The sequence below is a fragment of the Bacillus sp. (in: firmicutes) genome, from assembly GCA_012842745.1.
In the GTDB taxonomy this organism is placed as follows: domain Bacteria; phylum Bacillota; class Bacilli; order Bacillales; family Bacillaceae_J; genus Schinkia.
In genome coordinates, this window is record DUSF01000004.1 from 46282 (window position 1) to 73100 (window position 26819).

The 26819-nt window shown below is 37.5% G+C and carries 34 protein-coding genes and 1 riboswitch; of the genes, 15 read left to right on the top strand and 19 right to left on the bottom strand.

Annotated elements, in window-relative coordinates:
- Nucleotides 1-201 precede the first annotated feature (201 nt).
- A riboswitch (FMN riboswitch) is annotated at nt 202-336 on the top strand.
- A 134-nt stretch (nt 337-470) separates the two neighbouring features.
- The 4 genes from ribD to GX497_00720 are packed head-to-tail and all read left to right on the top strand — an operon-like array spanning nt 471 to nt 3928.
- On the top strand, nt 471-1571 hold the full coding sequence (gene ribD, locus GX497_00705; protein HHY71755.1) for a bifunctional diaminohydroxyphosphoribosylaminopyrimidine deaminase/5-amino-6-(5-phosphoribosylamino)uracil reductase RibD: 1101 nt from the start codon (nt 471-473) through the stop codon (nt 1569-1571).
- Nucleotides 1572-1574: 3 nt separating this feature from the next.
- Nucleotides 1575-2225 carry a riboflavin synthase gene (gene ribE, locus GX497_00710; protein ID HHY71756.1) on the top strand — a complete coding sequence of 217 codons (651 nt, stop codon included), beginning with the start codon at nt 1575-1577 and terminating at the stop codon, nt 2223-2225.
- Between the two features lie 18 nt (nt 2226-2243).
- On the top strand, nt 2244-3437 hold the full coding sequence (locus tag GX497_00715) for a bifunctional 3,4-dihydroxy-2-butanone-4-phosphate synthase/GTP cyclohydrolase II (GenBank protein ID HHY71757.1): 1194 nt from the start codon (nt 2244-2246) through the stop codon (nt 3435-3437).
- 23 nt (nt 3438-3460) lie between these two features.
- Nucleotides 3461-3928 carry a 6,7-dimethyl-8-ribityllumazine synthase gene (locus GX497_00720; protein ID HHY71758.1) on the top strand — a complete coding sequence of 156 codons (468 nt, stop codon included), beginning with the start codon at nt 3461-3463 and terminating at the stop codon, nt 3926-3928.
- A gap of 73 nt (nt 3929-4001) precedes the next feature.
- Here the strand turns inward: GX497_00720 and queF are convergent, their stop codons facing one another.
- Complete coding sequence (gene queF, locus GX497_00725; GenBank protein ID HHY71759.1) at nt 4002-4403, bottom strand: NADPH-dependent 7-cyano-7-deazaguanine reductase QueF; 402 nt, start codon at nt 4401-4403, stop codon at nt 4002-4004.
- A gap of 288 nt (nt 4404-4691) precedes the next feature.
- Here queF and GX497_00730 point away from each other — a divergent pair, with 288 nt between their 5' ends.
- Nucleotides 4692-4883, top strand: a complete 192-nt coding sequence (locus tag GX497_00730) for a hypothetical protein (protein HHY71760.1) — start codon at nt 4692-4694, stop codon at nt 4881-4883.
- Nucleotides 4884-5015: 132 nt separating this feature from the next.
- On the opposite strand, the gene GX497_00735 is transcribed toward GX497_00730, so the two are convergent.
- On the bottom strand, nt 5016-5552 hold the full coding sequence (locus GX497_00735) for a DUF420 domain-containing protein (GenBank protein ID HHY71761.1): 537 nt from the start codon (nt 5550-5552) through the stop codon (nt 5016-5018).
- A 206-nt stretch (nt 5553-5758) separates the two neighbouring features.
- On the opposite strand from GX497_00735, the gene GX497_00740 reads away from it, so the two are divergent.
- Nucleotides 5759-5944 (top strand): aspartyl-phosphate phosphatase Spo0E family protein, encoded by a 186-nt coding sequence (locus GX497_00740; protein ID HHY71762.1) that lies wholly within the window; start codon nt 5759-5761, stop codon nt 5942-5944.
- Between the two features lie 68 nt (nt 5945-6012).
- On the opposite strand, the gene GX497_00745 is transcribed toward GX497_00740, so the two are convergent.
- Nucleotides 6013-6258, bottom strand: coding sequence for a hypothetical protein (locus GX497_00745; GenBank protein ID HHY71763.1), 246 nt, complete (start codon nt 6256-6258; stop codon nt 6013-6015).
- Nucleotides 6259-6546: 288 nt separating this feature from the next.
- On the opposite strand from GX497_00745, the gene GX497_00750 reads away from it, so the two are divergent.
- A complete protein-coding gene (locus GX497_00750; protein HHY71764.1) occupies nt 6547-7134 on the top strand; it encodes a biotin transporter BioY in 588 nt (195 codons plus the stop codon).
- A 102-nt stretch (nt 7135-7236) separates the two neighbouring features.
- Here GX497_00750 and GX497_00755 read toward each other — a convergent pair whose 3' ends face one another.
- A complete protein-coding gene (locus tag GX497_00755) occupies nt 7237-8739 on the bottom strand; it encodes a leucyl aminopeptidase (protein ID HHY71765.1) in 1503 nt (500 codons plus the stop codon).
- Between the two features lie 142 nt (nt 8740-8881).
- On the opposite strand from GX497_00755, the gene GX497_00760 reads away from it, so the two are divergent.
- Nucleotides 8882-9358 carry a divergent PAP2 family protein gene (locus GX497_00760; protein HHY71766.1) on the top strand — a complete coding sequence of 159 codons (477 nt, stop codon included), beginning with the start codon at nt 8882-8884 and terminating at the stop codon, nt 9356-9358.
- Nucleotides 9359-9426: 68 nt separating this feature from the next.
- On the opposite strand, the gene GX497_00765 is transcribed toward GX497_00760, so the two are convergent.
- The 3 genes from GX497_00765 to GX497_00775 all read right to left on the bottom strand — a co-directional run bounded on the left by GX497_00765 (nt 9427) and on the right by GX497_00775 (nt 11895).
- A complete protein-coding gene (locus tag GX497_00765; protein HHY71767.1) occupies nt 9427-10116 on the bottom strand; it encodes a hypothetical protein in 690 nt (229 codons plus the stop codon).
- Between the two features lie 164 nt (nt 10117-10280).
- On the bottom strand, nt 10281-10619 hold the full coding sequence (locus GX497_00770; protein ID HHY71768.1) for a hypothetical protein: 339 nt from the start codon (nt 10617-10619) through the stop codon (nt 10281-10283).
- A gap of 46 nt (nt 10620-10665) precedes the next feature.
- On the bottom strand, nt 10666-11895 hold the full coding sequence (locus tag GX497_00775; protein HHY71769.1) for an NAD(P)/FAD-dependent oxidoreductase: 1230 nt from the start codon (nt 11893-11895) through the stop codon (nt 10666-10668).
- Nucleotides 11896-12209: 314 nt separating this feature from the next.
- On the opposite strand from GX497_00775, the gene GX497_00780 reads away from it, so the two are divergent.
- Nucleotides 12210-13205 carry an NAD(P)/FAD-dependent oxidoreductase gene (locus GX497_00780; GenBank protein ID HHY71770.1) on the top strand — a complete coding sequence of 332 codons (996 nt, stop codon included), beginning with the start codon at nt 12210-12212 and terminating at the stop codon, nt 13203-13205.
- A gap of 65 nt (nt 13206-13270) precedes the next feature.
- On the opposite strand, the gene GX497_00785 is transcribed toward GX497_00780, so the two are convergent.
- Nucleotides 13271-13627, bottom strand: coding sequence for an iron-sulfur cluster assembly accessory protein (locus GX497_00785; GenBank protein HHY71771.1), 357 nt, complete (start codon nt 13625-13627; stop codon nt 13271-13273).
- A 215-nt stretch (nt 13628-13842) separates the two neighbouring features.
- Between GX497_00785 and GX497_00790 the strand changes: the two genes are divergently transcribed.
- Nucleotides 13843-14595 carry a DUF2225 domain-containing protein gene (locus GX497_00790; protein ID HHY71772.1) on the top strand — a complete coding sequence of 251 codons (753 nt, stop codon included), beginning with the start codon at nt 13843-13845 and terminating at the stop codon, nt 14593-14595.
- Between the two features lie 51 nt (nt 14596-14646).
- On the opposite strand, the gene GX497_00795 is transcribed toward GX497_00790, so the two are convergent.
- Nucleotides 14647-14886 (bottom strand): YuzB family protein, encoded by a 240-nt coding sequence (locus GX497_00795; protein HHY71773.1) that lies wholly within the window; start codon nt 14884-14886, stop codon nt 14647-14649.
- A 177-nt stretch (nt 14887-15063) separates the two neighbouring features.
- Here GX497_00795 and GX497_00800 point away from each other — a divergent pair, with 177 nt between their 5' ends.
- Nucleotides 15064-15303 (top strand): NifU family protein, encoded by a 240-nt coding sequence (locus tag GX497_00800; GenBank protein HHY71774.1) that lies wholly within the window; start codon nt 15064-15066, stop codon nt 15301-15303.
- Between the two features lie 33 nt (nt 15304-15336).
- Here GX497_00800 and GX497_00805 read toward each other — a convergent pair whose 3' ends face one another.
- The 4 genes from GX497_00805 to yutH form a co-directional block, all read right to left on the bottom strand.
- Nucleotides 15337-16275, bottom strand: coding sequence for a homoserine kinase (locus GX497_00805; protein HHY71775.1), 939 nt, complete (start codon nt 16273-16275; stop codon nt 15337-15339).
- The gene (locus GX497_00810) at nt 16272-17336 is read right to left on the bottom strand and encodes a threonine synthase (protein HHY71776.1); all 1065 of its coding nucleotides are present in this window, start codon (nt 17334-17336) and stop codon (nt 16272-16274) included. The genes GX497_00805 and GX497_00810 overlap by 4 nt, the downstream gene beginning before the upstream one ends.
- Nucleotides 17333-18634 (bottom strand): homoserine dehydrogenase, encoded by a 1302-nt coding sequence (locus GX497_00815; GenBank protein HHY71777.1) that lies wholly within the window; start codon nt 18632-18634, stop codon nt 17333-17335. Before GX497_00815 ends, GX497_00810 begins: the two co-directional genes overlap by 4 nt.
- Before the next feature lie 190 nt (nt 18635-18824).
- Nucleotides 18825-19829, bottom strand: a complete 1005-nt coding sequence (gene yutH / locus GX497_00820) for a spore coat protein YutH (protein ID HHY71778.1) — start codon at nt 19827-19829, stop codon at nt 18825-18827.
- A 175-nt stretch (nt 19830-20004) separates the two neighbouring features.
- On the opposite strand from yutH, the gene GX497_00825 reads away from it, so the two are divergent.
- Nucleotides 20005-20487, top strand: a complete 483-nt coding sequence (locus tag GX497_00825; protein HHY71779.1) for a phosphatidylglycerophosphatase A — start codon at nt 20005-20007, stop codon at nt 20485-20487.
- A gap of 256 nt (nt 20488-20743) precedes the next feature.
- Here the strand turns inward: GX497_00825 and GX497_00830 are convergent, their stop codons facing one another.
- From GX497_00830 to GX497_00840, 3 genes are all read right to left on the bottom strand, one after another.
- Nucleotides 20744-21514, bottom strand: coding sequence for a TIGR01457 family HAD-type hydrolase (locus GX497_00830; GenBank protein ID HHY71780.1), 771 nt, complete (start codon nt 21512-21514; stop codon nt 20744-20746).
- 85 nt (nt 21515-21599) lie between these two features.
- The gene (locus tag GX497_00835; GenBank protein ID HHY71781.1) at nt 21600-22226 is read right to left on the bottom strand and encodes a transcriptional regulator; all 627 of its coding nucleotides are present in this window, start codon (nt 22224-22226) and stop codon (nt 21600-21602) included.
- A gap of 90 nt (nt 22227-22316) precedes the next feature.
- Nucleotides 22317-22754 (bottom strand): DUF86 domain-containing protein, encoded by a 438-nt coding sequence (locus GX497_00840; GenBank protein HHY71782.1) that lies wholly within the window; start codon nt 22752-22754, stop codon nt 22317-22319.
- 206 nt (nt 22755-22960) lie between these two features.
- Between GX497_00840 and GX497_00845 the strand changes: the two genes are divergently transcribed.
- Nucleotides 22961-23233, top strand: coding sequence for a DUF3055 domain-containing protein (locus GX497_00845; GenBank protein ID HHY71783.1), 273 nt, complete (start codon nt 22961-22963; stop codon nt 23231-23233).
- Between the two features lie 130 nt (nt 23234-23363).
- Nucleotides 23364-23600, top strand: a complete 237-nt coding sequence (locus GX497_00850) for a cytosolic protein (GenBank protein ID HHY71784.1) — start codon at nt 23364-23366, stop codon at nt 23598-23600.
- A 47-nt stretch (nt 23601-23647) separates the two neighbouring features.
- On the opposite strand, the gene GX497_00855 is transcribed toward GX497_00850, so the two are convergent.
- Nucleotides 23648-23920, bottom strand: coding sequence for a DUF1027 domain-containing protein (locus GX497_00855; protein ID HHY71785.1), 273 nt, complete (start codon nt 23918-23920; stop codon nt 23648-23650).
- 19 nt (nt 23921-23939) lie between these two features.
- Complete coding sequence (lipA, locus tag GX497_00860; protein HHY71786.1) at nt 23940-24836, bottom strand: lipoyl synthase; 897 nt, start codon at nt 24834-24836, stop codon at nt 23940-23942.
- Nucleotides 24837-25010: 174 nt separating this feature from the next.
- Here lipA and GX497_00865 point away from each other — a divergent pair, with 174 nt between their 5' ends.
- Nucleotides 25011-26000, top strand: coding sequence for a peptidoglycan DD-metalloendopeptidase family protein (locus tag GX497_00865; GenBank protein HHY71787.1), 990 nt, complete (start codon nt 25011-25013; stop codon nt 25998-26000).
- A 40-nt stretch (nt 26001-26040) separates the two neighbouring features.
- Here GX497_00865 and yunB read toward each other — a convergent pair whose 3' ends face one another.
- The gene (gene yunB / locus GX497_00870) at nt 26041-26796 is read right to left on the bottom strand and encodes a sporulation protein YunB (GenBank protein HHY71788.1); all 756 of its coding nucleotides are present in this window, start codon (nt 26794-26796) and stop codon (nt 26041-26043) included.
- Between the last annotated feature and the right edge of the window lie 23 nt (nt 26797-26819).

A 26819-nucleotide genomic window follows, 5' to 3' on the forward strand; every position in this document is an offset into this window, starting at 1 on the left:
AAATTACTCCCTTCTGCTGTTACTTGGTACTATACTAATTATTCATACATTCCTATGTACTGACCACCCCCATCTCGTCGTATTATTCAGACAATAAAAGACAGCATCCTTTTTTTCTGTCGAATAATGTTTTAAAAGAGCGAACGAGTTAAAGCGCTTGTAATTTTTACTAAGATTAAGATATAGTATAAGAAACTGAATATGTTTCTTCGGGGTCGGGTGAAATTCCCAATCGGCGGTGATGTAGTAATGACTAATAAGCCCGCGAGCCTTATATGGCAGGAGCTGGTGTGAATCCAGGGCCGACAGTTATAGTCTGGATGGGAGAAGAAAATGCGGTGCAAAAGGTTCAATTTTTTTGAACTTTAATTTTGCTGTTCTTTATTTTGCATTTACATCGTTTCTTTCAAGACCCTCGGAATTTTCCTAGGGTCTTTTACACGTACTTCTAGATGAAAAAAGGTGATAGGATGACTGACCATGATTATATGAAACTGGCCATTGAACTTGCTGCGAAAACAGAGGGGCAAACAAGCCCAAATCCAGTCGTTGGTGCTGTTGTAGTAAAAGACAACCAAATTGTTGGAATGGGGGCTCACTTAAAAGCTGGAGAAGCCCATGCTGAGGTTCACGCGATTAGGATGGCAGGTGATCAAGCGGCAGGTGCAACGATTTATGTAACATTAGAGCCTTGTAGTCATTTTGGACGAACACCGCCATGCACTGACCTTTTAATAAATAGTCAAGTGAGGCGGGTTGTTATCGCCTCAACTGACCCAAATCCACTTGTGGCAGGAAAAGGGATTGAAAAGCTGCGGAATGCTGGAATTGAAGTTGAAGTGGGGCTTTTACGTGAAGAAGCTGATGCGCTTAATAAAGTTTTCTTTCATTACATAGCAACTGGAATGCCCTTTGTAACTTTAAAATCAGCGACTAGCCTTGATGGAAAAATTGCTACAGTAGCTGGTGAAAGCAAATGGATTACTAGTGAGGAGTCGCGCTTAGATGTTCATCAATATCGCCATCGCCATGATGGAATTTTAGTTGGTGTAAATACAGTTTTGAAGGACAATCCTGAGCTAACAACGAGACTGCCTTTAGGCGGTAAAAATCCGATTCGTATCATCCTTGATACGAATTTACGAACACCTTTAGAGGCTAAAATCGTAAATGATCAATGTGCGCCTACATGGATTATTGTTGGTATACATGCTCCAGACGAAAAAATTATGGCGATGAAAGAAAAAAACGTCGATATTATTACAATACCAACTGAAACGCTTGGAATTCGTGATGTTCTTAAAGCATTAGGCGAAAAGGGAATCACCTCTTTATTTGTTGAAGGCGGGGCCCAAATTAATGGAAGTTTTTTAATGGAAAAAGCTATTAACGAAGTCATTACCTATATAGCTCCGAAAATCATCGGTGGAAGAAGTGCCCCAACAGCAATTGGCGGTGCAGGCTTTGAAAAAATAAATGAAGTTGTTGGGCTGCGAATTAAATCGGTAGAAAAAATCGGCCCAGATATAAAAATTATCGCAGCGTTATCTAGCACTGGATGGGAGGGATAAAATTTGTTTACAGGCATTGTTGAAGAAAAGGGAACAATAAAAGCAATTACGACATCTGGGGACGCAATCAAAATGTCAATACATGCTCCGAAGATTTTAGAGGATGTCCATTCAGGTGATAGCATTGCTGTGAACGGTGTTTGTCTTACTGTGACAACATTCGACAAAAATACATTTTCTGTCGATATTATGCCAGAAACTGTTAAAGCTACTTCATTACGTAATTTGACTAGTGGTGCAAAGGTCAATCTTGAAAGAGCAATGGCAGCAAACGGAAGATTTGGCGGCCACTTTGTTACAGGGCATGTCGATGGCATTGGCACGATTATAAAAAAGAATCCGGTAGCTAATGCGGTTTATTATGAAATTGAAGTAAATGAAGATTTATTGCATTATATGCTGTTGAAAGGCTCAGTTACTGTTGACGGTACAAGCCTAACAATATTCGGCTTAAGCGAAAATTCATTTACGATATCACTTATTCCTCACACGCTATCAGAAACGATTCTTGGCGAAAAATCAGCAGGTGATATCGTTAATATAGAATGCGATATGTTAGGAAAATATATTGAAAAATTTTTAACAGGAGACAGGGCAAAGGAAACTAGTAACACGATTACCGAATCCTTTCTAGAAGAGAACGGATTTAAGTAAAATGGGAGGATGAAAAAGATGTTTGATCCTATCGAAGAAGCGATATATGAGCTTATGAGAGGAAATATCGTCATTGTATGTGATGATGAAGACCGCGAAAATGAAGGTGATTTCGTTGCCTTAGCTTCCAAAACAACGCCAGATGTTATTAACTTCATGATTAAGCATGGACGTGGACTCGTCTGTGCGCCAATTTCCGAAGAAATTGCCCGAAATCTAAATTTAGTGCCAATGGTAAACCGTAATACAGACCCACATGGAACTGCTTTTACCGTTAGCGTTGACTATAAAACATCAACAACTGGGATTAGCGCCTTTGAACGAGCAAAAACTGTCCAACAATTAATGAATCCGAATTCAAAAGCAGCTGATTTCAAAAGGCCAGGACATATTTTCCCCTTAGTAGCAAAAGAAGGTGGCGTTTTAAGAAGAGCTGGTCATACGGAAGCAGCTGTTGACTTAGCAAAGCTTTGTGGCGAAGCTCCTGCTGGGGTAATATGCGAAATTATTAAGGAAGACGGCACAATGGCTAGGGTGCCTGATTTACGCAAGCTTGCCGATGAATTCGAATTAAAAATGATTACGATTAAAGACTTAATTAAGTATCGCAACAGAAAAGAGCGATTGGTTACCCGGGAAATTGAAATTAATTTACCTACCGATTTTGGGGAATTCAAAGCTTATGGCTATTCAAATATTGTCGATTCAAAAGAGCATATCGCCCTTGTAAAAGGTGAAATAGACGGTGATGAGCCAGTGCTAGTCCGCGTTCACTCTGAATGCTTAACAGGCGATGTCTTCGGCTCACATCGATGTGACTGCGGGCCACAGCTCCATGCCGCTCTAAAGCAAATTGAAGAAGCAGGAAAAGGTGTTCTTCTTTATATGCGCCAAGAGGGTAGGGGAATAGGCTTACTAAATAAACTGCGTGCCTATAAATTACAGGAAGAAGGCTATGATACTGTTGAAGCTAATGAAAAGCTTGGGTTCGCACCAGACTTGCGTGACTACGGAATTGGCGCGCAAATTTTAAAGGATTTAGGCATCAAAAACATGCTTCTTTTAACAAACAATCCAAGAAAAATTGCTGGCTTAGAAGGATATGATTTAAAAATTGTCGAGCGTGTGCCTTTGCAAATGCCAGCAAATAAAGATAATGAAAAATACTTAAAAACGAAACATGACAAATTAGGACATATGTTAAATCTTTAATATCACAAGGAGGTTTCATATTTATGGGGAAAATTTTTGAAGGTAATTTAGTAGGGGCAGGATTAAAAATCGGAATTGTCGTCTCACGTTTCAACGAATTCATTACAGGAAAACTATTATCTGGTGCAGAAGATGCCCTAAAAAGACATGGTGTAGAAGAAGATTATGTTGACGTTGCTTGGGTACCAGGTGCATTTGAACTGCCGTTTGTTGCAAAAAAAATGGCCGAGTCTGGGAATTATGATGCTGTCATTACATTAGGAACGGTCATTCGCGGTGCAACAACGCATTATGACTACGTCTGTAACGAGGCGGCTAAAGGGGTTGCTCAAGCTGGGATGATTTCAGGAGTCCCCGTTATTTTCGGGGTAGTTACAACAGAAAATATTGAGCAAGCAATTGAAAGAGCTGGCACAAAAGCTGGCAATAAAGGCTGGGATTCAGCAGTATCAGCGATTGAAATGGCTAATTTAATGAAGAATTTTTCTTAGATTGATTTCAATGATGGCGGCAAATTTTGCCGCCATTTCTTTTTTCTATACGACTTTAAATTCCAGTAGCCGATTAAGCTTCCCTTACAGCCGTAGTCTGTAATTCGATTCCACCTCTCGCCGTTTGATAAACGGTAACAGCTACCCTTTTTGGATTTATAGCATAGACAACATCATCAGCAATAGTAGCCGCCAATGATTCACAATAAGCACCGTGATCACGATAAGACCATAAATAAAACTTTAACGATTTCGATTCAATGCACTTTTCATTTGGTACATAAGAAATTTCCACACGACCAAAATCAGGTTGGCCTGTTTTTGGACAAACAGCTGTAAATTCCAGCGCTCTAAATGTTATTTCCTGGACATTTGGTGCTGGAAATGACTCATTTTTCAAAACCTCACGAGCTTCCTCCACACTTGTCGGTCTAGGCATCGGACCAGACCTTGGTAAATAGTAATTCTCTTTCATTTTATTTTCACTCCTTAGTTTTTTTAAGCAGGATTTTTCGAACTGCTGTGAGCTTAAGTACAGCCGACTTTTTATTATACCATACAAGCATATGAAGCAATAAGCGATATATATTTCGAAACATATTTAATAAAATATATGAAATTTTGTGGAAACCTGTTATAACGCCCTTTATAAATATTTCAAATATAATAATTCACAAAATCGACAAATTCGACAAGCTATTTTTGCTTTATAATGTACTTAATAGGGTATTTAAAAACAAATACCTAAAAGGGAGAGTGTATCATGACAGTTACTTACACAATAATGATGGTTGCGACATTATTTGCGCTATTAATTTGCGGATATGCAGCAGGATTTATTTCCGCAAAATTCAGCAAAACAAATGTATTAAATTTTATTCCTGTTTTAATAGCGATATTAATGATCAACATCGTTTTTGCACTTGTGGAAATGTCACGGGTCGGCAGGATTTAACGTGAACATATTAAAACTATTACTAGTTGAAAATGATAAAATGTAATAAACTAGAGCAAAAAACATAAAAAGCTGTAAGACAAATTTGTCTTACAGCTTTTTTATTTTAGGGCAAGAAAGCTAAAACCTTCTTTAATAATATGGTGAAATCATTATATAAACAGCTACTCCTGTAAAACTGACATATAACCATAGAGGCATTGTCCAGCGCGCGATTTTTCGATGTTTTTCAATCTGCATATTAAAGCCTCTGGCAACTGTTACTAAAGCTAACGGAACGATAAGCGCCGAAAACACGATATGGGTTAATAAAATAAAATAATACGCATAACGAATCGTGCCTTCTCCGCCAAAAGGGGTAGATTCTGCCATTGCATGGTACGCTACGTATGATACTAAAAATAAAGCTGTTGTCGTAAAGGCAGCAAGGATAAATCTTTTATGGAGTTTGATATTTTTCTGTTTAATAGAGACTAAAGCAGCTACTAAAAATACAAATGTGAGACTATTAAAAACAGCATTCAAAAAAGGCAAGATGGTTAAATCCACATCACTTAACGTGTTATACTTTGGCATGAAATACAAAATGGCTACAAGGACGTTAATTACAATCGTTAATAAAACAATGATTGGTGTATAATTGCGCTGTTTAGCTAAATGTTCACTCATTCACATACGACTCCTTTTTTATATTTATATCTATTATAAAAGCTTCGCGTTATTAAATCCACTTTTTCACTTTTTCATTTTTTCATAGTACATTATGACTAGTTTTGTCGAATCTATTACCTAATTTTAGGGAATATGTCATAATAGGGTTACAACGTGTTGTAGCATACTTTTTAATTATTCAAAATAATAGTGGGGAGAAAAAGATGAATGACAAAACAGGAAAAATTATTTTGTTACTACGACAACGGATTGAAACGAAGAGAAAACAGATGTTTGATTATGCTTCGACATACGGAATAAATAGTAGTATCACTATCCAATGCAGCCAAGAGCTCGACATCTTATTAAATCGCTTGAATCGAAAACTATATTATAAAAAACCTGCTTGAAGGCCCTAAATAAAAAGTGTCCGACATCCCCAAAAATAAAATGCCGGACACTTTTTTTATTACATGTCCTACCAAAATCCTCCAAATGGGTATCCCATCCCAAATGGATAACCAAACCCGCCTGGGAAACCACCTATAAAGGGGCCACCAAAAAACGGCATTCCATATCCGCCGTAAAACGGTCTGCCGAATCCTCCAAAAAACGGCCTACCGAATCCTCCAAAACCAAAACCAGGTCTTCCAAATCCACCGAAAAACGGGCGTCCAAATGGCATTCCAAAAAAACGACTATCATTTACTAATGGTCCACTCATCTTCCTAACTCCCCTTTTATTTTCTATGTTACACTTTAGTGTATGTCACAAAAAAATAAGCGTTTAGGCATCTAACTATTGTTTGGGAATCTTTCTAGAAGTATAAAGTTCATTCGAAAGCACAGAAGGACCAACATGGCTATAAAGAATTTTTCAACTAAATCATATAATTCACTAATAGAGGTGATGGTACTCACCTCTATTTTATGTTAACCGTCAGTAAAAATCAGTTGACAATAAACGTGTGCCATACTATTATTTGATTAACAGTTTCAAAGGGGGATTTGAATGAAACGTTTTAGGACAATTGATTTAACAATGGCAGCAGTATTCGTTGCTTTAATGGCGATTGGCGCTAATTCAACAGCATTTCTTATTATTGGTGGTGTTCCGATCACATTGCAGGGATTTTTCGGAATATTGGCTGGGACTATTTTAGGTGCACGAGTTGGCGCACTTTCTATATTAGTTTATGCCCTCGTAGGGCTTGCAGGTGCACCGGTATTTGCACAATTTACAGGTGGGCCAGCAATTTTAATGAGACCAACATTCGGATTTATTTTATCATTCATCCTAGTAGCTTATATAGTGGGGCTAATTATTGAAAAATCAAAAAAACCTACAGTGAAAACTTTTATTTTCGCTTCACTTATAGGGATGGCTATCAATTATATTATCGGTACAAACTGGATGTATTTTGCCTACAAGCTTTGGGCCGAAGCTCCTGAGGGCTTTACTTATAAACTAGCATGGTCCTGGATGTTAATACCGATGCCAAAGGATATCATTTTATCAATTTTGGCAGGTGCCATTTCGCCACGGATTTACCGTGCCGTCCAAAAATCGAATCCGTTAGTAAAACAAACAATTGCATAAGCTTACGTAGAAGCAGACTTCATCGTACTTAAATGGCTGCCTCGAATAAAAAAGAGTAATACTCCTTTTATTCGAGGCAGCCCTCCTTTTGTCACCTACGGATTATTTCTTTTCAGCCATTCTTTCAACCAATGTTGCCAGTGTCCTTACCATCACACCTGTTGCACCTGCAGGTCCGAGCTCATAATCACTTTTTGATGTTGCTGTACCGGCTATATCTAAATGCACCCATGGAGTTTCTTCGGCAAATTCACCTAAAAAAGCACCTGCCATAATCGCATGAGCTTCACGTCCTGGAGAATTGCTTAAATCGGCGATTTTGCTATGATTTCGGACTTTTTCTTTATAAACATCAAAATAAGGCAGAAGCCAGATTGGTTCTCCTGCTTCATATGAAGCTTCTACTATTTCCTCATAAAATTCTTCATGATTTGTCATCGCCCCTGTCGTTTGCTCCCCTAATGCAACGATCACGCCACCTGTAAGGGTTGCGATATCAATGATAAAATTTGCACCCTGATATTTTGCGTATGTTATCGCATCACAAAGAGCTAAACGCCCTTCTGCATCTGTGTTTAGTACTTCGATTGTTTTACCGCTCATTGATGTAATGACATCATCTGGCTTGTAAGCAGTACCACTTATGACATTATCTGTCGCTGGAATTACGGCAACAACATTCATATCTGGCTTTAATTCGCCGATAATTTCCATTGCTCCAAGGACAGCAGCCGCACCACCCATATCCGTTTTCATCCCGACCATGCTTTCACGCGGTTTTAAGCTGTAGCCGCCTGTATCATACGTGATTCCTTTCCCGACAAACGCAAGCACATCTTCCCATTTTTCTTTGCCATGATATGTAAGGACAATCATTTTAGGTGGTTCTACTGAACCTTTATTAACAGCTAAAATTGCACCCATCCCTAGTTTTTCCATATCAGTTTTCTCAAGCACTTCATAATCCATTCCGTACTTATTGGCTATACTGATTGCAAATTCTGCTAAATCGGCGGCGGTTAGCAAATTAGGTGGCAGATTGACTAAATTCCGTGCTGTATTTGTCCCTGTTCCATATACATAACCGACGGTTAATGCCGCGCGAATTTCTTCTTGTTCTTCTCCTGTATAAATATCAATTGATTCGATTCGTTTATCAGGAATATTTGGCTTTTTCTTATAATCGGCAAATTTATAGCTAGCTAACGCGGCCGCTTCCCCAAGTGCATGAGCTGCCTCCATTCTGTCAATTACATTTGCGATAAATGTATCCAAGGCCACTGCTATGCTTGATAAACGGTCTTTGTTTATTTGTTTTATAAGACACCCAAACACCTCACGAAGAGATGAAAACCGCAATTCTTGTTCTTTACCGAGACCTACAAAATAAATCTTTTTAAAACCTATTTTACCTAGTGTATGTAATTTACATATTTCTTTTCTTTTTCCTTTTAATTCGCCGTCTCGTAATAATTCATAAAGCTGCCCTTCAAAAAGTTCATCTAATTCCTTTAAGATCCCCTCGGGCCTCTGTCCTTCAAATAGCCCAATAACTAGGGCCTCTTGCACCACATTTAGCGGTAATTCCTCGATTACATTAAACATCATGACACCTCCAATTTTATTATCCAATTGTTAGAAAATAAAAGCAAATTTCCTATTATCCAAAACAATTATGATATAATGAATAAAGAATGCCTTGGTAGCGGGCAATACTAGTATCTTTTATTTGAAAGGACGATACACAATGGACTTATTTTATAATTTCCCGCTTTGGGCAGCACTCTTTGCTATTTTTTTCGCACAATTTGTTAAGGTGCCGATTTCATTAATTGCAACAAAGAAAATTGACTGGTCCTTATTAACAAGTACTGGCGGCATGCCAAGCTCCCACTCTGGGGCCGTGACAGCATTAGCAACAGCAATCGCACTGCAAGAAGGATTAAGCTCCCCTTTATTTGCAGTTTCCTCCATTTTCGGGGTTATTGTTATGTTCGATGCAACAGGTATACGTTACCATGCAGGAGAACAAGCAACTGTTCTAAACTGGCTTGTAAATGAATTTCAGAACTTTGTCAAGGAAGCAAAATCATTTCCGAAAAAAGAGGATTATGAAAGAAGGAAGGAGCTAAAGGAGCTCTTAGGTCATAAACCAATCGAAGTATTTTTCGGGGCACTTACCGGTATTTTATTGACATTGCTTTTATACTATCTCATTTATTAATAGGGATGTTTAAACAACGCATAAAAAGCAGCACAACGTTTGCAAAGACGAAGTGCTGCTCGATTATTTTAACCTTTAATAATCTGTTGTCTAAATACTTGCATCGAACGATCTTCATTTAAACGGGCTAATTCTTCTTCAGTAAGGGAACCATCACCTTGTTTAACGACATAAATTTCAACTTCTTTTTTACCCCAAAGATTATACACATCATCAACCGTTTCATAATAAAGATCAATTTTATGGCCCTTTATTGCAGACCCCTTGTCAGCAACTACTCCATAGCCGTAATCAGGAATAAACAGAATCGTGCCAATTGGAAAAACATTTAAATCAGCAGCTACCGTAGAGTATAAGTCACGTTTTACCTTAACACCTGAATACGTAATCCCATATTCAGGATGGTTTTCATTTTTACCGGTCGATTCGATTCCTGCTGTATAGCCAGTTGCAACTACTTTCCTTGATGGATACTTTGTCCAATCAAAAGCCTCTTCCAGCCGTTTCGGCATTTCAACTGATTCACTTGAAATAGCTTTCATTTCAGCAACATACCTTGACAAGCCTTTTTTTCCTAATCCTACTTTCTTTAGAGAATGATATTTATTTTCATAATAGTTATTTTCAGCAACATTAGTATCACGATCGCCAAATTTACCTTGATACCATGCCCAAATTGAAAAGTCTTTTGCTTGAACACCTGAAATAGAATGAAAAGTAGTTAATAAAGCCGCAATAAACATCACTGTCATCATCATTCGTTTTAACGCCTTATTCCAAAATTTCACTATGTTCTTCACTCCTCTCTCAAACTATTTATTTCCAAAGTAGAAAATAAATATACAGAAAAGAGTGTAAATTTATGCCAAAAAGAAAAAGACTGACTTAATCTGTCAGTCTTTTGGCAATACATAGCATGTAGTTAAAACATTTGATAACCATTTTTCCGTAAAAATTTAATGACAATTCCAGATAAAATAGCTCCAATAAATCCGCTTGTTAAGATAATAAGGTCCGCCCCACCCAAGGCGGCAAAATCGTTTAATAAGGCGTTAAATGAAGCAGCTGGTTCTGTAAAATATTTAAAAACACGAACTTTATCAACAATTAAAATAACAACAATTGGATAAACAACGGCCATTACCCATGTTGTTCTTAATAGCATATTTAAAATAAAGCCAATTCCAAAAAATAATACGATAAATAAAAGAACTGAAACTAAGAGCTGTGGAATACCCACCTTGACACCTCCCCTACACATCATTGTTAGTTTACTTAAACAGGGGGAAGTCGTCAATTATTATGTTTTAAAATAGTTTAAGCTTTCCTTTTTTTAGAACTAATGATAATCCACCTAACTTCCACAAATAGCGGTTATCAATCATCTTTTTCATAAATGCAGCTTGCGCACCATATAATTGGCGTTCGCCAACAACTCCTATCGCATCATCGTCGCCTAGTGAACATACTGTACCTTTAATATCCGGTGCGAATTTCTTTAACTCACCTTTTCCTCTTACAAGAGTTGCTATATTAGCAGCACATGTTTCAGCCTCTTGTATCGCAATTTGTGCTGTTGGCGGATATGGGCGGTTTATTTCTTCGTTAATTAATAACGCGCAATCTCCAATGATGAATACATCATCATAGCCTGGTGCTCTTAAATCAGGCTCGACTTTTACACGGCCACGCATCGCTTCAAATCCTGACTTTTCAATAATAGAGTTTCCACGTACACCTGCCGCCCATACAACGGTAGCGGCTTTAATTTCTTCAACATAATCATCCTTCGCAACGATAATGCCTTCAGGAGTACATTCTTTAATAGCTGTCCCAATTTTGAATTCAATTCCTCTTTGCTCTAAATAATTCATCGCATACTCAACTAAAGACTGATTAAAACCAGGCAATGCCGTTGGGGCTGCCTCAACACAAATCACACGTACCTTTTTACGATCTATATCAAATTCCTTGCAAAGCTCGGGAATTCTATTTGCTAATTCCCCTAGAAATTCTATACCTGTAAAGCCGGCTCCACCGACGACAATTGTTAATAATTCATCACGCTTTTCTTGTTCATTATTATACTTAGCAAAGCAGTAATCAATATGCTCACGAATGAGTCTTGAAGAATTAATACTTGCGATTGAAAAAGCATATTCTTTCAAGCCTTTTATTCCAAACGTCTCTGATTCGAAACCAAGACTAATGACTAAATAATCATAAGTAAGCTCGCCATTTTGCAAAATAACTCTTTTTTCTTGTGGTTTAATTTCAACAACTGTATCCTTCACAAACTTCACTTTGCTTTGATTAATAACATCCTTTATAGGGATGCGAATTTTATCATGATGAATTGTTCCTGCTGCACCTTCATGCAACCATGTTGTTTGATAATGGTAATCATGTTTATTCACAAGTGTAATATTTGCTTCGTTAACACCTACTGTTTTTTGTAGATTGACAGCAGTCATCATGCCGCCGTATCCTGCTCCTAAGATTAATACTTCTGGTCGTTTCAAACCTATCACATCCATCTTTTTCTTTGTTGTTTTATTTTCTGTTATAAGCAAAAATTTTATAACATGTTACTATTTTCACAAACAAAACCGTGATAACATTTTGTTCACAAAAAATTTGTATTTCTGTAACAAAAAATTAACAATTATATATAGACAACATCTTATTCCTTTTTTCGTCATTAATCAACTAGTTTTCCTAATTTTTAAATTTTCTAATTTTTTAATGGTATTAACGTTTGTTGATTTGTCTGAATATTAAAGTAATTCACTATGGAGTATGCTAGAATAAAATTTAGTAAAAGATATATATATGGTTGGGGGGATTGATGATGAAAATTGATTCTAAAGTTTATGATATCACAATTATAGGCGGAGGTCCTTGTGGTCTATTCGCAACATTCTATGCTGGCATGAGACAAGCAAGCGTAAAAATAATTGAAAGTCTCCCACAATTAGGTGGACAATTATCAGCACTCTACCCTGAGAAATATATTTATGATGTTGCTGGGTTTCCAAAAGTGCAAGCTCAACAATTAATTAACAAATTAAAAGAGCAAATGAGCAAATTTGCACCAACCATTGTGTTAAATCAATCTGTAGAAAAAGTTGAAAAACAAGCAGACAGCACATTTAAACTGACCACTCACTCAGAAGTTCATTTTACGAAAACGATTATTATAACTGCTGGTAACGGTGCCTTTCAACCACGTCGTCTTGAACTAGCTGAGGCTGAACAATATGAAGGTAAGAATTTACACTATTTCGTTGATGATATGAATAAATTCGCTGGGTTGCGTGTTGTTGTACTTGGCGGTGGTGACTCTGCCGTTGACTGGACAATGATGCTAGAACCAATGACGAAGGAAGTTACAATTGCGCACAGGCGTGATAAATTTCGTGCCCATGAGCATAGCGTTGAAAATTTAATGAATTCGAAAGCAAAGGTACTCACTCCATACAATCCTGTACGGTTAATTGGCGATGGTGAAAAAATTACGCAAATAGTCTTACAAGAGGCAAAAACAAAGGCAGAAGTTACCATCGATATTGATGCCTTAATCGTAAACTATGGGTTTGTCTCTTCCTTAGGCCCAATTAAAGATTGGGGGCTTACGATTGACAAAAACGCTATTCTCGTAAATTCCAGAATGGAAACTAATATTCCGGGTATTTATGCCGCTGGAGATATTGCAACTTACGACGGAAAAATAAAATTAATTGCAACTGGTTTCGGGGAAGCGCCAACAGCCGTTAACGTTGCCAAGGCCTATATTGACCCGAATGCAAAAGTCCAACCATTGCATTCGTCAAGCATGTTCGAGTAAAAAGTTTAGTATTTCCTAAGAAAAGAGCTAAGTTGACTTAGCTCTTTTTCCATATGTCACTCGTTTTAACATTCTTCCGGTGTACCTGTACGATCGGCTGTTTTAAAGGAGGAACCGCAGCCACAAGATGCAATTGCATTTGGATTATCAATCGTAAAGCCGCCACCCATCATATTTTGCTTATAATCAATTTTAACCCCATTTAGGATTGGTGCGTCATTGTTATCTACCAAAACTTTCAAACCATGCTGAGTAAATAGTAAATCTTCATCAGACTTTTCTTCCTCAAATCCCATCCCATATGATAAACCGCTGCAGCCACCACCTTTAACGCCGATGCGCAAAAGCAAATTCTCATTGCCTTCCTCTTTCATCATATGGAAAATTTGATTAACAGCCGCTTCTGTTATTATAATATTCATATACTGAACCTCCTTCTGATGGATCTCATTTTACATATTGTTATCAGTATACTAATTTTAAATATTTAATACAAAAATGTTGCTTATTATATATTTATTCCAAAAGCGTATTATTGTGACCAAGTTGATATTTTCTTTATACATGTCCAAAGCAGTACCTTAATACTACAATTAATGGTACATTATTAGTAATAAATAGGTGGGGGATGATACTAATGTCAAATGAGCAATTAACACCCTTATACGATAAAAAAGAAACTTGCCCGTTATGCCAAACCGCTTTTACCTCAAAAAAAATACGCTCGCGTTTTGTAAAAGTTGATCATACTGATTCCGATTTTTGTCCTTACTACCATGACGAAACGATTAGCCCACTTTTATACTTTGTAAAGGTTTGTCCTTCATGTGGGTATTCTTATACTGATCAATATCAAACCTATTTCTTTGAGGGTACAAAAGAGGAAATTATTAATTCAGTGTCAATGAAATGGGTTCCACATGACTTTGGCGGTGAAAGAACGATTCATCAAGCCATTCAAACTTACAAATTAGCATTCTACTGCGCAACATTAAAAAAAGAAAAAGCAATCGTAATCGCTAGCATTTTACTGCGTCTTACATGGCTTTATCGGCGAATGGGAAATGAAAAAGAGGAAGAGCGCTTTATGGAATTGACATTAGAGCAATTAAATGGTGCTTATTTAGATGCATACTATGGTAATACTGATTTAACAGAAATCCGAGTTTTATATTTAATAGGTGAATTAAATAAAAGGTTAGGTCATTATGACGAAGCGTTAACTCATCTTGCGAGGGTTGTTGATAAACAAAATACAACACTTGAACGAAAAGTCGTTGATTTAGCTAGACAGCAATGGTTTGCAACAAGAGATATTTTAAAAGAAAAGGATGCTGATCAAGCAAATAATTCTGCAGATGAGAATCATACAAATGAAGAGGCGAACTAATAAATATAGAATGAATGAACAGTGAGTATTCCCCACTGTTCGTTCAAAAGTTTAAAACATTGGATTTTCATCTAAAAATTTATAGATATTTTCAACTAAAGTATCGGGGGTAGCTCCCGAAACAAATTCTCCATTAACTAATGCGAAAAATGTGTTGGCACACTTCCCGCAATAGCCCAGGCAGCCATACTCAATGACATCAAGATTCGGGTCCTTTTCTAGCGTTTCCTTTGCCTTCTGTGCCCCTTCTGCCAAATTACTTATGCAAAATTCAATAAGTGGGTAAATCATGCCATGACCTCTTTCTGCTTAACTTAGTACATATCCTGACTTTTACATTTTACTAAATAACGTATGGGAGATAAACTATAAAGCACAACTGGAAAATAATTTGAAACCGAAGTTGTTTGAATAGATTTTTATTTTGCTAACAATTATAATAGGTAGGTAAGAAAGGAGAAGATTTTAATGAGTGATAATAATACAATCTTTCAGCAAGTTGAAGAAGTCCTTAACAAGCTCCGCCCTTACTTGCAACGTGATGGCGGTGACTGTGAATTAGTAGATGTCGAAGATGGAATTGTTAAATTACGTTTAATGGGTGCTTGCGGTAGCTGTCCAAGTTCTACAATCACTTTAAAAGCAGGAATTGAACGAGCTTTAGTTGAGGAAGTTCCCGGAATTGTCGAAGTGGAACAAGTATTTTAACTTTATTCACCATAAAAGCAGCCCTCAATGCACTTATTTCATTGAGGGTTGTTTTTCAATATCAACTATACAATTTGTATCTACCGATAAACCTGCTTGATCGACTTGTAAAATTTCGATATCAGCAGCAGGAAAGCTTTGCTGTAAACGCTTCTGAATCGACTCCCCTTTGCCTTTAGGGGCAAAACAAATAATCGTCGGACCGGCACCACTAAGCGCTACGCCGAAGGCACCTAATTCATCTGCTAATGAATAAACCTTTTCTAATTCTGGCACAAGCTCCCCACGGTATGGCTGGTGAAATAAATCTCTTGCCATCATTTTCCCCGCTAATTCCCAATTCGATGTTAACAGCGCTGCAACAAGGACATTGCTAATTCCACTAGCGAGCACAGCTTCTTTAAAATCCATTTGTTCTGGAAGAACACTGCGCGACTTTTTTGTTTCAAGCTCATAAGTTGGAATATAGACAACAATATCAATATCAGGATATCCACCATGGACCATATCTGTTCCATCTTCACGATGGCTACCGACGATTAAGCCCCCATATAAAGATGCCGCCACATTATCCAAATGACCTTCTATATTACTTGCTCGTCTTAGTTTCTCATCGTTTGATAAATTTAAATCAAGGATTTGATTTGCCAGTTCAATTCCGGCAACGATTGCAGCTGCACTGCTGCCAAGCCCCCTTGATAATGGAATGTCGCTCATTACTTCCACTTTATGGGGCAGCAATTCAAAACCGTAATCTTCGGCAACTGACAAAGCAACCTTATACATTAAATTATCTTTACCAGATGGGAGTCCAACAAGGTCATTGGACCTTGCTACGAACTCCCATTCATAATGTGGTGTAACATCTAAAACTAAATAACGATTCACTGCCATCCCAACAGAGTCAAAACCCGGCCCTAGATTTGCTGTACTTCCTGGTGCAGTTATTCTAAAAGCCTTTTTGTTGGTCATTGTGTTACCGCCCCTTGGATATGTTCAAAGACAACTTTTTCATCATTTGGCAACACGATTGGTTTAACTGAAGCAGTATTAACAGCACAATCAGGGTCCTTTAAGCCATTACCTGTTAACACGGCAACGATTTTTGAACCTTTTTGAATTTCGCCGCTTCTTACTTGTTTAATAACACCGGCAATTGATGCACATGAGCCAGGTTCAGCGAACATGCCTTCCTTTTGAGCAATTAATTGGTATGCTTCTAAAATTTGTTCATCTGTTACTTCATCAATTTTACCATTTGATTCCTCTGCTGCAGCAACAGCTGTTTTCCAGCTTGCTGGGTTACCAATGCGAATTGCAGTTGCAATTGTTTCCGGATTCTCGACAACAGCACCGCGGACAATCGGCGCTGCACCAGCAGCTTGGAAGCCACGCATCACAGGTAGCCTTGTTCCTTTTTTCGCATGGTATTCATTAAAACCTTTCCAGTAAGCAGTGATATTACCTGCATTTCCTACAGGGATTGCTAAAATATCTGGTGCATCCCCTAATTGGTCGCAAATTTCAAATGCGGCTGTTTTTTGACCTTCGATACGATATGGGTTAACAGAGTTAACAAGCGTAATTGGAGCGTATTCAGTGATACTACGCACCATATTTAACGCTTGGTCAAAGTTTCCTTGAATAGCGTAAATCTCAGCACCATACATAACTGCTTGTGCCAATTTGCCTGCGGCAATTTTGCCATCAGGAATTAAAACGATACAGCGCATCCCGCATCTAGCTGCATAAGCGGCAGCGGCAGCAGATGTATTACCAGTAGAAGCGCACATAATCGTCTTGCTTCCTTCTTCTTTCGCTTTTGCAACAGCCATCACCATGCCACGATCTTTGAATGAGCCTGTTGGATTAGCACCCTCATATTTTACATAAAGCTCAACACCAAACATTTCTGATAAATTTTCTAAAGGAACAAGCGGTGTGTTCCCTTCATTCAAAGTCAACATTGGCGTCTTTTCTGTCACCGGTAAATATTCCTTGTATTGATTAATTAAACCTCTCCACCACATCATAGTACTTCCTCTCCTTCAACTCGGTAGCTACTCTTAACATCATAAACTACATCTAATGTAATAAGTTTTTCCATAATTTCATTATAAGCCTTTTGATTTGCTTGATGTGTAATGATTACAATTTCTGCTATACCACGCTTCTTTAAAGGTAGCTGCAGAATTTTCTCAAAGCTGATATTATAGCTCGAGAATAGGGCAGTAATCGTCGCAAATGCACCGGCTTGATCTTTAACATGAATACGCAAGAAATATTTTGACAAGATTTCCTCATCAGATTTCAAGCTCTTTGTATATTGCGGGGCAACATACTTTCTTCCATTAACAGCTAATCTCATGTTTTTCATCACTTCAACGAGATCGGAAACAACTGATGTTGCCGTTGGTAATTGACCTGCACCAGGGCCATAAAACATTGTTTCCCCTACGGCTTCACCATAAACATAAACAGCATTGAAAACATCATTTACAGTCGCTAGCGGATGACTATTCGGCAATAATGTCGGCTGCACACTGACCTCGACTTTATCATTATCACGGCTAGCAATACCAATTAATTTCATTGTGTAACCAAGGCGTTTACTATACTCTAAATCTTCCTCATTTATACTTGAGATGCCTGTTACCTTTACATCATCGAGATCAATGAGCATCGAAAAGCCCAGTGTCGCAAGAATCGCCATTTTTCTAGCGGCATCTAAGCCTTCTACATCTGCGGTCGGATCGGATTCAGCATACCCTAATTGCTGCGCTTCTTTTAGTACTTCTTCATAGGCCCGGCCTTCCTGTGACATTTTTGTAAGAATATAGTTCGTTGTTCCATTCACAATCCCCATCATTTTTGTAATCCTGTCAGATGCCAAGCCGTCTACTAAGCTACGGATGATTGGAATACCGCCGGCAACACTTGCTTCAAAAAACAAATCACAGCCATTATCTGCAGCAATCTGCAAAAGCTCTATCCCATAAACTGCCATTAAGTCTTTGTTAGCAGTCACAACATGCTTTTTATTTTGAAGTGCTTTAATCACGTAATTTCTCGTTTCTTCAACTCCACCCATCACCTCAACAACGATGTCGATGTTTGGATTTTCAATCACTTCATTTGGGTCTGTCGTTAATTTAGTTGGATCAATTTCGATATCACGCTGTTTATGCAAATCTTTTACAGCAATTTTGGTAATTTCAACCGGACACCCAACTTGATGCATTAATTTGTCTTGATGACGTTCTACAATTTGAACAACACCGCTGCCAACGGTTCCTAACCCTAATAATCCGATAGAAATTGATTTCACGATTTTATTTCCCCTTCCTCTATGTCTACAATTGGAACACACCTGTTTTCACCATATGGACATTATAGATGTTATTCCTTTTCAATACAAGAGATTTTTTTGTTAACAGGTACTCGCTTGGATTAAATATAGCTGCCGGATTTTTCGGGACAGAAACGCCAAAGATACCTTTTCTAATAGTAACATAATTCGCTTAAAATTTTACACCTTGAAGCCATTCTATTTTAGGAATTTGCTTATTTCTTGTAGATAAACTAATATTTTTAAAAAATGTTCTCAAAAATTGCTCATAACGCTCTGTTTCCTCGACATAGTGAATAAAGTTTTTTTCATACCATTTTTTTACGTCCTCAGTTGATGCCGTATAATAGCCTTCAATCAATTCAAAGTATGGAACGGGAAATAACAATCTGGCAAATAACATTCTCCTACTTGTAGGTGATAATGGCATCCGCTTTTCATAATGATACAAAAAGCTCCTCATTTCCTGTAAATCGAACCCAACGGCAAACTTATGTCTAATCCATTCTGCGAGATCACGACTAGGATGATCATAGGTTAATTCAGTTGGAAAAATAACCATATCTGATTCGATTTGCCCCTTATATTTCACATGGCAAATCGTCCCTGTTTGCATTTCCTGGCGTTCGTCATCCCATATGCTGTCAGCAACATACTGAATAGCATTTTCGGACAAACCAAGATAATAAGGAAACGAGTCGAAAAATAATTTTTCAAAACGGTTGGCTGGGATTTCCCGTACTTTTTGCCCCCACCAATTTTCCAGTTGAGTAAGGCGTGACTCCCATAAGGATTTCCATAAACCAAGACGTGTTGCTGTTTTCGGAGGATATGGATATAAACGGCCCAATGCATGAAATCTTGCTAACTCCTCGCCATCCGTGAACATTTTTCTTCTATTTAATCTTGGCATTTTATAAATAACTACTTTTCCGTTATTGATGTTACCAACTAACTCTCCGGTAACAGTTGGCATAAACATTGCGATTCTATCCTCTTTTTGAAAAAGCAAAAAATCACTTATTTGTTTTATTTCTAGTAATTCCTCTTTTTCCAAGTGGGGTATTGGCACAATAACATACAAATCTCCTTTTTCATAAAAGGCATTGTAGTTTCGATAACGAACATATTGATTGCTATTTAAGCGATATTGTTCGAATAAATCCCTTTCCATCATGATCTTTCACTCCTTTTTTCTACATCCTAATTTATATGTATGTATTCAAAGCAAAATCCGAAGTATAAAGTGGAGTTTATTGGAAAAGTTAAGAATAAATTATGAACATAAATTATGCGAAAAACGTATATTATGATAAGAAAAGGTGATAAACGAGATGAAGGATGAAAAGAATATGGACGCTATCGAAAAAAGAGCAAGAGAGCTATTAAAAGAACGCGGAGTAAACCTTAGCGATATTGCTGATTTAGTATATTATTTACAGAAGAAATATCATGCGAATTTACAAATTGAGGAATGTTTAGCGAATGTTGAACGAGTTTTATCAAAACGGGAAGTACAAAACGCTATTATAACAGGAATCGAATTGGATATGTTAGCAGAAAAAAAACTAATTTCCGAGCCATTATTAACAATATTATTAAATGATGAAGGCTTGTATGGCGTTGATGAAATCATTGCCCTCTCCATCATAAATGTATATGGCTCAATCGGTTTTACGAACTACGGTTACATCGATAAGCAAAAACCGGGAATTTTAGAAAAAATCAACGAGAAGCAGGACGATGTTTGCAATACTTTTTTAGATGATATTGTTGGTGCCATTGCAGCAGCAGCATCAAGCCGCCTCGCCCATCGAGCTAAAAATGTGGAGTAGGAAGTTAAATATGGGCAGAAAACCGACTAAGACTACCGTAAAGACAGTAGTTAGTGACCTTTATTGCTTAAATTGTTGGAAAGCGGGCACTAGTGCGGTGTTCTAGTGACCGTAAGTACTCAAAAATTATAAATGCGGTCACTAGCACGGTATTCTAGTGACCGAAGTTGCCCTTAAATTATTAAAACGGGTACTAGCGCAGTGCTCTAATGACCGAAACTACCCAAAATGTATAAAACATTGGCGCATCGCTCTCCTAAATTCTATCCAGCCATTCACTTAAAGAGTCGACTGCATAAGTCGGTTGCTTTTCATAAGTTGTTAATTTTTCCTTTGTTGTTACTCCTGAATGAACTAAAAGCGTATCAAGGCCTGCCTGCATTCCAGCCGCAATATCTGTATCATAATTATCACCAATCATTAATGTCTCTTCCTTTTTCGTCCCTAACACTTTTAAGGCTTGATCCATAATGATTGATTCGGGTTTGCCGATAAAAATTGGCTTTACTCCTGTAGAAACTGATATAACGGATGTCAATGCTCCATTGCCAGGCAGTAGCCCCCTCTCAGTCGGAATCGCTATATCTGCATTTGTCGAAATAAAAGTTGCCCCGCTCCGGATTCCTAAGCAGCCTCTTACTAACTTTTCATAGGAAATATCCCTGTCAATTCCAACAACAACATAATCGGGCTTTTCATCAACAATGGTAAGCTCTTTCTCAAGAAGGGCATGACGGAGGCCGTCCTCTCCAATCATATATATTTTTGTTCCGTTGTTTTGTGCTTTTATGTAATTCGCCGCTGCTTGGCTAGAAGTAAATACTTGTTCTTCTGTTGCCGGTATTTCAAACAACTGCAGCTTTTTCGCAATTTGGTCTGGTCGTCTAGATGAGTTATTTGTGACAAATAAATAGGGGATTTGTTTTTCGTGTAAAGCCTTAACAAATTGAACGGCTTCTTCAATCCGTTCTGTACCGCGATACATCGTTCCGTCTAAATCAATTAAATAAGCATTGTATTTTTTCACAAGTTCACACTCCTCAATATATAAGAAAGAGCTGTCTTACATGTGTCAATATCAATCATAGACACATAAGACAGCTTTATTAGGATTACTTCATTATATGATATTGACATGCACCATCGCCATCGCTTATGCATGAATGTCTAATAATCTTATCTGTACCAAGAACTTCTTTAAATAATTCAAGTTCCCGGTGACAAGCAGCATTATACTTATTAGCGACAAGAGAAATTGGGCAATTATGTTCGGAAAGCTGGAAGCTACCATCTTCATTTTTTTCTAAATTTGCCATGTAGCCGTTATCATTTTGAATTTGAACTAGCTGTTCAAGCCTTTCTTCCAATGGTTTATGATCCAAGCGTTTGATTAGCGCTTCCTTCATACGGTTTTTACGTCTTTCGAACAACTGGTCCACCATTTCTTGGCCGCTCAATTCTTCAATATCAGCTATAAATTCTAGAATAATATTTTTATAGTTTCGTGGAAATAGTTCTTCCCCGGCTTCAGAAAGCTGATAAATATTTAAAGGGCGCCCCATCGCTTGTCGAACTAGAATTGTTTCAACATAACGATCTTTTTCCAACGTATTTAAGTGTCTTCGAACAGCCATTTCAGTAATTTGCAATTGATTCGCCATTTCCGTCACTGTCATACGTTTGTTCATCTTTAACATTGTTAGAATTTCATCCCTAGTTGAAGATGTATTACTAGCCATTGACATCACCACCCTACCCCACACTATAACACAATTTTCGACATTTCTAAAGTTTCATATTTATATATTATCGAATTTTTGTTAACATTTTTATCTTTTAAAAGCAGTTATTACCCCTAATTCATTTTCCAAGTAGCGACGAACCTTGTCTGGGAAAGCCTTTAACGCTTCTAAATGCTCTTTTAATTCCTGTAAAATTTGTCCATGATCAATTTCTGTATAATTTTGGACAACTTCCTTACGGAAAGAAATAATTGTTTTAAGCGGAAGCTCATCATTAGCATCAATTACTTTTTCATCTAATAAAATATCAATAATGTCTTCGTAACTGCCCGGATCCCTCATAATAAAACCATCAATCAACGAATTTCCGACATCAAGAACTGATTCGATTACAAGGTGAACAACTCGCTCTAATGCAAGCTTTTCAAGATGGCTCTGCCAGCTAGTTTGTTCATTAACAATTTTAATATTGTTTTCAATTAGTTGTAATAATTGTTCAATTTTATCACGATCTACAAAATACAACTGTAATCCACCTCACATTTTTTCTTATATTTATTATGTTCATTTCGCATATATTTATTTTAGCATAGCATCATCCAATTTCGATAATCTTTTGACAGAAAACCGACATACTAATAATAACAATATAGCATTTTCCACGACAAGATATGGTTCTTGTTGTAAAATAGATTTCGGTAAGCAAAAGTTCGAGGATGGAGGAGATTATTATCTCAGATTTTTTCTTTCTTTATGATGATATAGTTGAAGCCAAAACGAGATTCATCAGTTTTGTCGGTACGAAGCAAAGATTTGATTTAGCTATCATTCAAACGGATCGCTATTATGGTAAAAATATTGTTCTTGACACGCAAAGCCATCGCTTTGCGATTATCGGTCATGATGATTTGAATGAACCAGGCTATCTTGAAGATATTTATAATTTAGATGAAGAAGATGCGGAAGACCTTCGTCATTTTCTTAGAGGAATTACTTCAATATAAATTGGATTGACTTTCATTACATGAAACCGCCTTTTATAGTGAATCCTACCTATAGGAGGTGGTTTTTTTGGGTTTTTGGAATAAAAGTGGAAAACGTGAGGAATATGCGGATTTTGGAAATGTTGAAACAATGCGAAACTTTTTAATTCCTGAGGAATTTCCTGATGGAGCATATGGCTGTTCAATTCGACAAGAGGCACCCGTGGAACTTAAGAGTACACCGTGGGAAGAAGGACAGCGTAGATACAGTGCTTTCAACTACGAGTTCAAGTCTATGCATCAAGATTTGCCGCGTGAATATCCTGGTGCACACCCAACGCACGATGACCCTGATACGAATCACGAAATGCCGTATACATCACCGTAGTGTATAAAAAATAAGATTCCACAAACCTCGGTTTGTGGAATAAATTACTACCGCTTTACCTTTTTTAAAACAAAATAAGCACAGCCAAAATTGCAATATTCATACAAATATTCTGAAAGTGTACTAATTTTCGTTTCCGCTGTTGCTTTTTGGTTTGCATCATCAAAAAAACCTTTTAATCTTAGTTGGCTATATCCCCAGTCACCAACAATATAATCATATTTATTTAAAATATCGCTATACCGTTCTTTAATAGCATCCTCATTAAATCCGTCACGATAGTCTTCTACAACCTCATATTGTATACCGTTTATTATCATCCTCTCACCTCTTTACCGATTATTTTATCATATTGCTTATGTTTTTTGTAGCAGCGTCGACTTGTTCATCTGCATGATACGATGACCGTACAAGGGGTCCTGACTCACAATGCTTAAAGCCTTTTTCTATAGCAGTTTTTTTAAGTTCAGCAAACTCGTTGGGATGATAATACTTTTCTACAGGCAAATGCTGTCGTGTTGGCTGTAAATATTGGCCAATTGTTAAAATATCAACGTCATGTGCTCTTAAATCAGCCATTGCTTCGATAATCTCAGCCCTAGTTTCTCCTAGGCCAATCATGATGCTTGACTTTGTTGGAACCGAAGGCTGAATTTGCTTTGCATTATAAAGAAATTGCAATGAGCGATCATATTTTGCCTTGGACCGAACTCGGTCTGAAAGGCGGCGCACCGTTTCAATATTATGGTTTAAAATATCAGGCTTCGCTTCCATCAAAACCTTCAAACTGTCTAGATTACCACCTAAATCTGATGGCAGCACCTCAATCGACGTGAATGGCGAGCTTTCGCGAACTGCTCTAATTGTTTCAGCAAATATCGTTGCTCCCCCATCAGATAGATCATCACGAGCAACAGCTGTAATGACAACGTGCTTTAAATTCATCGCTTTGACAGAATCCGCAACCCTTTTTGGCTCCTCTAAGTCCGTTTCGGTTGGAAGACCTGTCTTGACGGCACAGAACCGACAGGCCCGCGTACATACATCGCCAAGAATCATAAATGTTGCAGTTCGTCTTTCTGCCCAGCATTCATGAATGTTCGGACATTTAGCCTCTTCACAAACAGTATGTAAGTCTTTCGTACGCATCAGATTTTTTAATTCCGTATAATTTTCATTTGTATTTAACTTTATTTTAAGCCATTCCGGTTTTCTTTTAAAATTTTCAGCCGTCATCTTCTCACTCCAACTATTTAAGTAGTCATATTGTGTTCAATGTACCATACTGTGCCTATCATTTCTACCTTTCCATTATTTAACCTATTGTTAACTTTATTTCCCAACTATTTATTTTTGATTTCTTAACAAACTAACAATAGGAATTAATTATTGAAAGGGGAATTTGACGTTGTGAAACGAACAGTCATTTTTATACTCTTACTTCTATTTTTTTCGAGTATAGACCCGAACATAACGAGAGCAACTCCAACAACTGAAAATATTTATCAAGAAAGATTGGCCTTATATAAAAAAATAGAAGCAATCACACAAATATCTTGGTATTATATCGCGGCCATTGATCAATATGAACGAAGTGTACGCCGCGCCCGCCGAGACCTGCCGAAAGAACAAGGATTAATAGGAATTTATTTTTCACCACGCCAATGGGTTGGTCCGCTAAATCCAAATCTTGATGAAACGAATGACAATATGATTAAATTTTTTGGAGGTATTGGCTTAGACGGCAATGATGACGGATTGGCGGATCGCAATAATGATGAGGACGTATTATTTACATTTGCGCACTATATTTCATCCTACGGTTTTGACAAGAAACATATTAAAATCGCCCTTTGGGATTATTATCAACGTGATAAAACAGTTGGGATTATTATGAATAATGCTCGACTGTTTGAACAATACGGCTTAAATATTTCCGAAAAACATGCTTTTCCTATGCCACTTAAATGGAATTATTCCTATCGAAGTACATGGGGAGATCGCCGTGGATGGGGTGGTATTCGTATCCATGAAGGAACAGATATATTTGCAGGTTATGGGACACCTATTCGTTCAACAAGTTACGGTGTAGTTGAACTGAAAGGATGGAATAAATATGGGGGATGGAGGGTAGGAATTCGGGATATTAACAATAATTACCATTACTATGCTCATTTATCTGGTTTTGAGGGAAAACTAAAGCCAGGTCAACTCGTTGAAGCTGGCCAAATCATTGGATACGCAGGAAGTTCTGGTTACGGCCCACCAGGTACATCGGGTAAATTCCCTCCACATCTTCATTACGGAATATATAAAGACAACGGGATTACCGAATGGTCTTATGACCCATACCCATCGCTACGCACATGGGAAAGACAAGAACGACAACGGAAAAAATAATGAAACGTGGGGACACTAAAACGTCCCCACGTCCCCGTAATTAAGGTAGTGGCACTTCTATTGATGGCTTACCACCTTCCCCACTATTGTAGAAATATGGAACTTCACCTTGAATGTTTCTTATATCAATTGGGATATTAGTTGTAACAGTAATCATCTTAGATTCAAATGGTATAATGACTTTAAGCTTGACCTTCACATGAATAAACAGCTCAATGAGAACATTGTTTATACCATGCTCGGTTACTTTTTTTATAACATCAGAATTTACTTCACCAACCATTGAAAAACGAACAGGAATGACTGGTCCTAGGTTTGCCAATAATACATTTCCGCTTGCCTGACCTAGTGGAATTTCGGCAATAATGCCTTTTCGGTTAGGTGGAACTGTTACTGGTTGTTCCTCTGAAAAATGAGTTGGAGGAACTTCACCTTTTTCAATCGCATGCAAATAATCTTGGACAGTTTGTGTTGAATCCCATAGAAAATTTCTCATTGCCGCTGTATTCCAACCAATGGTTGAAATTCTGCCATCCTCTGCTTTTTCAACAATAACTAAATCATCTATTTGTTCATTGTCTTCAGCAATTTTCTTTTTTAATGCTTCATTTATTGCTTGGGTTGCAAATTGTTCTGCCCTACTTTCAGCTATGCTCATTAAAGTTGGTTGAATACCTTTATTAATAATCCATAAACCTTGGAAGGTAAAAAGTGCAAAAATTATAAAAGTAATAATAAACACAGCTTGAAAAGGTAAGGGCCCTTTTCTAGAATAGCGCCGCCTAAATTTAACCAAAAAAAATCCCCCCTTAACAACAA